Origin of the sequence: Nocardiopsis halophila DSM 44494, assembly GCF_000341245.1 — a bacterium.
Taxonomy (GTDB): domain Bacteria; phylum Actinomycetota; class Actinomycetes; order Streptosporangiales; family Streptosporangiaceae; genus Nocardiopsis_A; species Nocardiopsis_A halophila.
In genome coordinates, this window is record NZ_ANAD01000133.1 from 19,700 (window position 1) to 28,969 (window position 9,270).

Here is a 9,270-nt window from a genome sequence, read left to right on the forward strand (position 1 = left end):
CCCGGGCGCTACTTCGGGACGGGCCCCCTGAGGGGGTATCGTCAGGACCGATAGCGCGACCGCTCTGCATTCCCCCGATGCGGTGGCGCATGCTTACGGGCCACGGCGTCCACCAAGCGCGGCATACCCGCTGGCCACCGTCAATCCCGACTGGAAACCTTCTGGCGTGCGTCGATTTGCTCATCTGGGCGCGGTCGTGGCCACGACCGCGGTCCTGCTCCCGTCACTGGCCGCGTTCAACCCTGCTCAGGCGCCCTCGGCCCCGACCGAGCGGGAGGGGCGGGACCCGCTGCTCGTCGAGGAGATCACCCCCCGGGCGGTGGACGCCGACAGCACCGTGCGCATCGAGGGGCAGGTCACCAACACCACCGAGGACGTGCTGGAGTCGGTGAGCGTGCGGATGCGCTACTCCGGCTACCCCTTCAACGACCGCTCCCAGCTGGGCGAATTCGCCTCGGTCGACGGTGCCGCCGACGAGCGCACCCCGGCCTACGGCCCGGCCGACGAGCTCGACGACCCCCTGGAGCCGGGCGAGACGGCCTCCTTCCGGATCAGCGCCGACGCGGCCGACCTGGACCTGGACGGCTTCGGGGTCTACCCCGTCGCCGTCGAGGCGCTCGACTCCGACGAGGGCGCCCTGGCGTCGGTACGCACGTTCCTCGCCTACGAGGGGTCGGGGGGCGCCCCCTCCCCCGTCGAGATCGCCTGGGTGTGGCCGCTCATGGACTACCCCCGGCGCACCGACGACGACACCTTCCTCAGCACCGACCTGGCGGCCAGCGTCGGCGCCCAGGGCAGGCTCGGGCGGCTGCTCACCGCGGGCGCGCAGGACGGCTCCCTGACCCTGGACCCGAACGAGGCGGAGGGGACCGAGGAAGACTCCGGGGAAGGCGAAGACGGGGAGGAGCCCTCGGCCTCCCCCTCGGCCGGCGCCGACGCCGACACCGAGGCCGGGGACGCGGGCGAGGGCGACGGCGGGGACGAGGACCGCACCCCGGTGACGTGGGCGGTGGACCCCGGTCTGCTCGCCGACATCGAGCGGATGGCGAGCGGGTCCTACAGCGTCCTGGAGGACACCGACGTCCCCGGCAAGGGCGACACCCTGCCGGTGCGCACCGTCGAGGCCGACCCGGGGGCCCGCGTCTGGCTCGACCAGACCGCCGACGCGCTCGAGGACGCCCCCCTGGTCGCCACCCCCTACGCGAACCCGGACGTGTCCGCGCTGCTCGGCGCCGACCTGAAGGACGATCTCGACGCGGCCGTGGAACTGCGGGACGCGACCCTGCGGCACACCCTCGGCCGGGAGGCGGACACCTCCTACGCGCTGCCCCCCGGCGGCCTCATCGACGCCGCCACCCTGGACTACTACACCGCCCAGGGCGCCGAGTCCTTCCTGGTGTCCGAGACCGCGATGCCCGCCCAGCCCTGGGTGGAGCACACCCCCGCCGCGGCGGCCCCGCTGCCGGTGGACGGCGAGGACGACGCGACCGGGATCGTCGCCGACCCCGGGATCACCGAGGCGCTGGGAGAGCCCAGCCGCTCCCCCGGCGAGGCCGCCCTGGCCCGGCAGCGCTTCATCGCCGAGACCGCGATGATCAGCGCCGAGCACACCGGCGAGGACCGCACCGTGGTCGCGATGCCGCCGACCACCTGGAACCCGGGCGGGGACTTCGCCTCCGGTGTCCTGGAGGACTCCCGCGAACTGCCGTGGCTCAGCCCGGTCGAGCTGTCCGACGTCGAGGCGCCCGGGGGCGAGAGCGAGCGGCGCGGCCCCGCCGGGGGCGACGCGACCGCCGAGGCGCGGCTCGGCCAGGAGCACATGGACCAGGTCAAGGAGATCCGCGGCTCCGTGCGCCTCTTCAACAGCATCCTGGTGGAGGACGTCGACCCCTACCGCCCCGCGGTGCTGCGCGCCGAGTCGGCCGCCTGGCGCGACGAGGAGTCCCGGGCCGCGCGCTCTGTCGGCCTGATCGGCACCTCGGTGCGCAACGGCCTGGGCAGCGTGCGCATCGTGCCGACCGAGCCGGTGGCGCTCGCCAGCAAGACCGGGACCATCGGCGTCATCATCGCCAACGATCTCCAGGGCGAGGACGAGACGGTCCGGATCAAGCTCTCGATGTTCTCGGAGAACCCCGAGCGCCTGAAGGTGCAGGACTATACGGACGAGATGGAGATCGGCCCCGGCCGCAAGACGACGGTGTACGTGCCCTTGGAGGCGCGCATCAACGGCCGGACGATGCTCTACCTCAGCCTGCAGAACACCCAGGGCGAGCCGATCTCCTCCGAGGAGAGCATCACTCCGGTCAACGCGACAGGCCTGGGCTACCAGGCGATCATCATCAGCGGCATCGGCGCCCTGGTGCTCATCACCGCGCTCGCGCCGCGCGCGATGCGCAAGTGGGCGCGCAAGCGCGCGGCGGCCGCCGGCGGGNCCCCGATGGCGAAGGGGCCGAGGGCGACGGGCCTGAGAGCGGGAGCGCCGAGTCCGAGAAGAAGGGCGAGGCCCAGGGCGACGACCACGAGGAGCAGGGCCCGCAGGAGGGGCACGAGGAGCCGACGGCCGACCAGGACGGCCTGGCCGAGCAGGCGGACGGCGAGCAGGACCGCAAGGGCGACCAGTGAAGGGGACCGATCCGGTGGCAACGGACACCGCCGAGGGACGCGACGAATCCGGCACCCCTGGGGAGGGCGCGGAGTCCGGCTCCGGCTCCACGGGCGGCGCCATGCGCTCCAGCGCCGTCATGGCGGTCGGCACCATGGCCTCCCGCATCACCGGGTTCGTCCGCACGATCGTGCTGGCCGCCGCGCTCGGCACCCAGCTGCTCGGCGACGCCTACAACACCGCCAACACGATCCCGTTCATCATCAACGACCTGCTGATCCAGGGCCTGATGGCGAGCGTGATCATCCCCTTCCTGGTCAAGCGGCGCAAGAGCGACGCCGACGGCGGCAGGGCCACCGAGGACCGGCTGTTCACCGCCGCCGTCGTGCTGCTCTTCGTGGTCAGCGCGGTGGCCGTCGCCTCCGCCCGGTGGCTCCTGGAGCTCTACGCCGGCGGGTTCACCGGGCAGCAGATGGAGGTCGCCGTCTACCTGGCGCGCTTCCTGCTCGCCCAGATCTTCTTCGTCGGGCTGAGCGGCCTGATCAGCGCCATGCTCAACACCCGCGACCGGTTCGGCGCGCCGGTGTGGGCCCCGGTGCTGAACAACCTGGTGATCATCTCGGTGGGCCTGGCCTTCGTCTGGGTGGCGCTGCCCGGCCGCACCCCCGAGAACGTCTCCCAAGGCGAGCTGACCCTGCTCGGCCTGGGCACCGCCTGCGGCATGGCGGCCCAGACGGTCGCGCTCGTCGCCGCCCTGTGGCGGACCGGGTTCCGCTGGCGCCCGCGCCTGGACCTGCGCGGGTCGGGCCTGGGCGAGGCGCTGCGCACCGCCGGGTGGATGTTCCTCTACACCGTCACCACCCAGGTCGGCTTCCTCATCACCACCAACATCGCCACCCGGGCCGGCAGCGAGAGCGTGCAGGAGGGGTACGGCGTCGGCGCCGGGCTGACCGCCTACAACTACGCCTACCAGCTCTTCCAGCTGCCCTACGCGATCATCGCGGTCTCGCTCATCACCGTGCTGCTGCCCCGGATGAGCGCCCAGGCCCACGACGGGCTGTGGAACGAGGTCCGCGACGGCTTCTCCCGCACCCTGCGGGTCTCGGCGCTGGTCCTGGTGCCGCTGTCGCTGGCGATGGCGGTGTACGCGGTGCAGCTGTCGGTGGTGGTGTTCGCCCGCGGCTCCACCTCGACCGCCGACGCGCACAACATCGGCATCGTGCTGGCCGTCATGTCGCTGGGACTGGTGCCCTTCAGCATCTTCCAGCTGATGCTGCGGGTCTTCTACGCGATGAGCGACACCCGCACCCCGGCGATGATCAGCATCGCCAACGTGGCGGTGCACGGCACCCTGGCGGTCTGCGCCTTCCTTCTGCTCCCGCCGAACCTCGTGGTCGTCGGGGTCGCCGCCGGGTTCATGCTCTCCTTCGTGTCCGGGCTGATCATCGCCGGGACCATCCTCAGCGCCCGGCTCGGCGGCCTGGACGGACGGCGCATCCTGGGCACCCTGGTGCGGCTGCACCTGGCCGCGGCCCCGGCGGTCGGCGCGGCCATCGGCGTGCTGTGGCTGTTCTCCCGGCAGTTCGGCGAGGGGCTGGCGACCAACCTGGGCGCGCCGATCGCCGGCTCCCTCCTGGGGGCGGTGCTGTTCCTCGGTGCGGCGCGGCTGCTGCGGATCGCGGAGCTGCAGTCGGTGATCGGGCTGGTACGGGCGCGGCTGGGGCGCTGAGGAGGCGCCCCTCCGGTCCGGTGTGACCGACTCCGGCCGCGGCCGCCCCCGGTGGCGCGCGTCCGTCGCCTGGGCCCGTATCCTCGTTGCCTCCCCTCCATCGGGCCCAACGGCCACCCGCGTCCGTCGAGGCGCGGCCGGACACCGAACCGCCCCTCCCCCGACCAGATTGCAGCCCCGTGGCCAACGACCAGTCCAACCACGAGGATCGGCACCGCAACGGGCTCCTCATGCCCGAAGAGGTGCTCGACACCCTTGAACGGGACGAGCCCTCCGCCCCGCCCGAATCCGGCCTGACCACCGTCCGCGACCCCTCGTCCATCGGCGACCTGGGCACCGCGGACCGCGTCGGCGAGGAGGGCGACGAGATCGGCGGCGCGGCGCACTCCGCGCCGGGCGACCTGATGCGCTCCAGCGCGGTCATGGCGGTGGGCACCGTCGTCTCCCGCATCACCGGCTTCGGCCGCACCGTGGTGCTCGCCTCGGCGCTGGGCACGCAGCTGCTCGGGGACGCCTACCAGACCGCCAACTCGGTCCCCTTCGCCGTCTACGACCTGCTCATCGGCGGGCTGCTCGCCAGCGTGTTCGTGCCGTTCCTGGTCAAGCGGCGCAAGGGCGACGCCGACGGGGGGAACGCCACCGAGCAGCGGCTGTTCACGGCCATGCTCCTGGCGCTGTTCGTGATCTCGCTCGTGGCGATCCTGGCCGCGGAGTGGCTGATCCGCCTCTACGCCGGGGAGTTCACCGGCGCCCAGCACGACGTGGCGGTCTACCTGGCGCGCTTCCTGCTGGCGCAGATCTTCTTCATCGGCGCCAGCGGCATCGCCAGCGCGATGCTGAACGCGCGCAACCACTTCGCCGCCCCCATGTGGGCGCCGATCCTGCACAACCTGGTGGTGATCGCCGCCGGCGGGCTGTTCCTGTGGGTGGCCGGCCCCGGCAACTCCCCCGAGTCCATCACCCGGTCCGACCTGACCATCCTGGGCGTGGGCACCGCCGCCGCCCAGGTGGTGCAGATGGCAGTGCTGGTGTGGACGCTGTGGCGGGCCGGGTTCCGCTGGCGGCCGCGGCTGGACCTGCGCGGCTCCGGGCTGGGCGAGGCGGTGCGCACCGCCGGCTGGATGATGCTCTACATCGGCGTGGTGCAGGCCGGCATGCTCGTCACCACCAACGTGGCGACCCGGGCGGGGGTGCGGGCGGCCGAGGCCGGGGAGTCGGCGGCCGGCGCGGGCTACGCCGCCTACCAGTACGCCTCGCTGATCTACCAGCTGCCCTACGCGATCATCGCGGTCTCGGTGATCACCGCGCTGCTGCCCCGGATGAGCGGGCACGTCGCCGACGGGCGCAAGGACCTGGTGCGGCGCGACTTCTCCCTGGGCTTCCGGCTCTCCTCGGTGCTGATCGTGCCGATCTCGGTGGCGATGGTGGTCTTCGCCGTCCCGTTCTGCGTGCTGCTGTACGCGCGCGGCAGCATGTCGGTGGAGGACGCCCAAAGCGTTGGCAGGATCCTCACCGCGTTCGCGGTGATGCTCGTCCCCTTTACCCTGTTCCAGCTGCAGCAGCGGGTGTTCTACGCGCTGGGCGACACCCGCACCCCGTCGCTGATCGCGGTCCCGGCGGAACTGGCCCATGCGACCCTGGCGGTCCTCCTGCTGTTCACCGCCCCGCCGCACCTCATTGTGGTGCTGCTTCCCCTGGCCTACGGCACGTACTACATCGTGGGCTCGGTGCTGGCGTGGCGCATGCTGGCGCGCCGGCTGAACGGCCTGGACGGGCGGCGCACCCTGCGGACCCTGCTGCTGCTCTACGCCGCCTCGGTGCCCAGCGCGATCTTCGGGGTCGCCATGGTCCTCGCCTTCGGGGTGCTTCCGGGCACCTATCTGCCCGCGCTGCTGGGCATCCTGGCGGGCGGCCTGGTGGGGATCCTGCTCTTCGTCCTCATCGCCCCCCGCCTCGGGGTGACGGAAGTCACAACATTCTTCGGTATGGTACGAACCCGCCTACTCCGTCGCTGATCACCCTGACCGGATGACCGTACGTAACCGCTGGAAGGAGGGCAGAGTGCGTTCGGTGCGGTGTACTTGTCCTCCGGGGACGCCGCCCAGGCGTCCTAGCATGGAACAGCAGTTCTCCTCCGCCCCACCCGTGAATCTCCGAGCTGCCCGAAGGGAGGTCAGGGACCGCCGACATGGCCGGCCCCAGCGTTGACGGCACCCCGGCGCCCCTCGCGCCCGCCCCGCTGGCCCCCCGGTCGTCGTGTCCGTCACTCCCGGCATGAGCACTTCCATGATCGAGCCGGGCGCGCGGCTCGCAGGCCGCTACCGCCTAGACGAAATGGTGAGCCAGACCGAAGGCGCCTCCTTCTGGAAGGCGACCGACGAGACGCTCGCCCGCCTGGTCGCGGTGTGGACCTTCACCGAAGGCTTCCCCCGGACCGGGGACGCCGTCCGTGCCGCCCGCGCCACCAGCCGCATCGCCGACTCCCGTGTCACCCAGGTCTTCGACGCCGACGACACGGGCCCCACCCCCTACGTGGTCGAGGAGTGGGTCGTCGGCCAGTCCCTGACCGACCTGCTCAAGCAGGGGCCGCTGGAGCCCGAGCGCGCCGCCGGCCTGGTCGCCGAGGCGGCCGAGACCCTGGCCACGGCCAACGCCACCGGGCTGTTCCACCTCAACCTCACCCCCGACAAGCTCATCTGGAGCGTCGGCGGGGCGGTCAAGCTGACCGGCGTCGGGGTGGACGCCGCGCTGCGCGGCATCGCCGCCGAACACCCCGCCCGGGAGGACGCCCAGGGCCTGGGGCGGCTGCTGTACGCCGCGCTCACCGGGCACTGGCCGGGCCCCGGACGGGTGGACCTGCCCCCGGCGCCGCTGGTCGACGGCCTGCCCCGGCGGCCCGCGCTGGTCGCCTCCGGCGTCCCGCCGCGCTTCGACGAACTGGTGGGCCGCTCCGCCTTCCAGGCCCCGGTGGGGCCCGGACCGGTGGGCAGCGCCCGCGAACTGGCCGAGGCGCTGGCGGACGTGCCGCGCCTGGTGCCGATCCCGGTCTCCCCGGCCGCCGCCCCGTCGGCGCCGGCTCCCGAGCGGGGCACCTCGCGTGACACCGGGCAGATCCCCTCCGCCGAGCACCGCTCGGGCGGCTCCCGCGGGCGGGACCGCGGCGGCCGCGCCCGCGAGCAGACCGCGGGCGACCGCCCGCGCGGCAACAGCCCCCTGCCCCGGATCCTCATGGGCGCCGCGGCGCTCATCGTGTTCATCGGCGTCGTCGTCGGCGCCTGGCACATCGGCTCCAGCATGAGCGACGGCGGCGGCACCGAGGGCACCGAGGCCGGGGGCAGCACCGAGACCGACGGCAAGGACGGTGACGAGGGGGACGAGGTCCAGATCTCCCCCCTGGCTCCGGAGAGCGCCCAGATCATCAGCGACGGCGATGCCGACCACGCGGACAAGGCCGAGCTGACCATCGACGGCGACCCCTCCACCGCGTGGAAGACCTCTACGTACGACGATGTCGACTTCGGCCTGCTCAAGAACGGCATCGGCGTGGTGATCGACATGGGTGGCCCGGTCGAGCTGCACAGCGCCGACCTGGACCTCGGTCCCGGAGGCAGCGACGTGGAGATCCGGGTCGGCGACGACAAGAGCCTCGACGCCCTGCAGCCCGTCGCCTCGGAGTCGGGCATCGAAGGACAGAACTCCATCGAGCTGGACGACCCTGCGAAAGGTCGCTACGTGCTCATATGGTTCACTGATATCCCCCAGGTCGAGGCCGGCGGATGGCGGGGGAGCATCAACGAAGTAGAGCTGCACGGGAAATCGTGACGAGGGTGATGGACGCAGTCCAAGAGCTCCCCGACAAGGAGCTGTTGTCCAGACACGCTCGCGGTGACGAGAAGGCGTTCGACGAACTGGTCCGCCGCCACCGCGAGCGCATGTGGGCTGTCGCGATCCGTGTGCTGGGCGACCCGGAGGAGGCCGCCGACGCGCTGCAGGACGCCTTCCTGTCCGCCTTCCGCGCCGCCGGCCGGTTCCGCGGAGAGGCCCAGGTGAGCACCTGGCTGCACCGGATCGTGGTGAACGCCTGCCACGACCGGATGCGCCGCCGCATGGTGCGCCCCGCCGTGCCCACCGACGACGCCACCCTGGACGTGCTCTCCAACGAGCGCGCCAAGGCCACCGCGTCGGTCCCCGACTCCGCGGGGCGCAGCGACTCCCGGATGGACGTGCACGCCGCCCTGGACAAGATCCCCCCGGAGCAGCGCCTCGCGCTGGTCCTGGTGGACATGATGGGCTACCGCGTCGACGAGGCCGCCGGGATCCTCGAAGTGGCCCCGGGCACGGTCAAGAGCCGGTGCGCGCGCGGCCGGGCGAGACTTCTTCCCTATCTGACGCACCTGCGGAACCCTGAACGCCCCCGAGACGTCACATCCCCGAGAGGAGGTGACGGGAGACCGTGACGTCTCATGTGGACGCGGAGACTCTCGCGTTGTCGGCCGAAGGGCTACTCGACGACGAAGAAGAGCGCTCCGTCCGGACTCACGTGGCCGGATGCTCCCAGTGCGCGGATATCCAGGCCGCTCTGGGCGATGTCCCCCGGCTGCTGGCGGAGACACCGGTCCCGCCGCTTCCCGAATCGGTCACGGGACGTCTGGACGAGGCGATACGCGCGGAGCGGGCGAACCCGGCCCCCGGCGGCGGCACCCCATCGGCCGCCGGCGAGGACGACGGGTCCACCGGTTCCGACGACCGATCCGCACAGGAGCCGGGCGGGACCGTCGACGGCGACGCCGCCGAGGAACTCCGCTCGCGTGCGGCCGAGGTGGTGCCGATGCGCCGCCGGGGCATGGCGCGCTGGATGCCCTACATCGCCGCCGCGGCCGCCGCCGTCTTCGTGTTCGGCGGGGGGGCGGCGCTGTTGCGGGGCATGGGCGACGACGGG

Annotated in this window: 4 protein-coding genes and 2 pseudogenes; all 6 read left to right on the forward strand. The window is 72.7% G+C overall.

What is annotated here, in order from left to right:
- Window positions 1-196 precede the first annotated feature (196 nt).
- A pseudogene (locus D450_RS34735) lies at window positions 197-2,272 on the forward strand (DUF6049 family protein); the annotation flags it as partial.
- Window positions 2,273-2,636: 364 nt separating this feature from the next.
- Window positions 2,637-4,331 carry a murein biosynthesis integral membrane protein MurJ gene (gene murJ, locus D450_RS0115630; protein ID WP_026128578.1) on the forward strand — a complete coding sequence of 565 codons (1,695 nt, stop codon included), beginning with the start codon at window positions 2,637-2,639 and terminating at the stop codon, window positions 4,329-4,331.
- Between the two features lie 179 nt (window positions 4,332-4,510).
- On the forward strand, window positions 4,511-6,346 hold the full coding sequence (gene murJ, locus D450_RS0115635) for a murein biosynthesis integral membrane protein MurJ (protein WP_017539600.1): 1,836 nt from the start codon (window positions 4,511-4,513) through the stop codon (window positions 6,344-6,346).
- Between the two features lie 259 nt (window positions 6,347-6,605).
- Window positions 6,606-8,153 carry a protein kinase family protein gene (locus D450_RS0115640; protein ID WP_026128579.1) on the forward strand — a complete coding sequence of 516 codons (1,548 nt, stop codon included), beginning with the start codon at window positions 6,606-6,608 and terminating at the stop codon, window positions 8,151-8,153.
- Window positions 8,154-8,161: 8 nt separating this feature from the next.
- Complete coding sequence (sigM, locus tag D450_RS0115645; protein ID WP_017539602.1) at window positions 8,162-8,788, forward strand: RNA polymerase sigma factor SigM; 627 nt, start codon at window positions 8,162-8,164, stop codon at window positions 8,786-8,788.
- Window positions 8,785-9,270 (forward strand): annotated as a pseudogene (locus D450_RS0115650) (hypothetical protein); the annotation flags it as partial. The gene sigM and the pseudogene D450_RS0115650, both read left to right, overlap by 4 nt.